The sequence below is a fragment of the Pseudonocardia sp. EV170527-09 genome, from assembly GCF_008369905.1.
Classification (GTDB): domain Bacteria; phylum Actinomycetota; class Actinomycetes; order Mycobacteriales; family Pseudonocardiaceae; genus Pseudonocardia.
The window spans coordinates 1-265 of the sequence record NZ_VRMC01000495.1 but is presented as its reverse complement, the minus strand read 5'-3'; the positions used below and the strand labels follow the sequence as shown (position 1 = coordinate 265).

At 67.9% G+C, this 265-nt stretch carries 1 protein-coding gene; it reads right to left on the bottom strand.

Annotated elements, in window-relative coordinates:
- Nucleotides 1-265 (bottom strand): hypothetical protein (locus FVA95_RS29915; protein ID WP_205016081.1); only part of this gene is annotated, 265 nt, incomplete at both ends.

Genomic DNA, 265 nt, shown 5'->3' with positions numbered 1-265 from the left:
AGGGGAACCTGCACGAGTTCGCGCAACCTGTCGAGCGAGTAGCCGGAATCGTACTGTGGGGCTCCCACCGGCAGCACCCCGAGCTCGGGGGAGGCCTCGGCATACAACAGGAAGAGGATCCGGTAGAGGAACCGCAGCGACTGCATGGCCAGCGGCTGCGCCTGGTCCTGGCTTAACGGCTCCAGGCCGCGGTCGCGGCGCCGTGAGACGACCTCGTTGGCGATGATCTCGATGGACTCGCGGACCCCCTCGCGCAGGTCCTGGC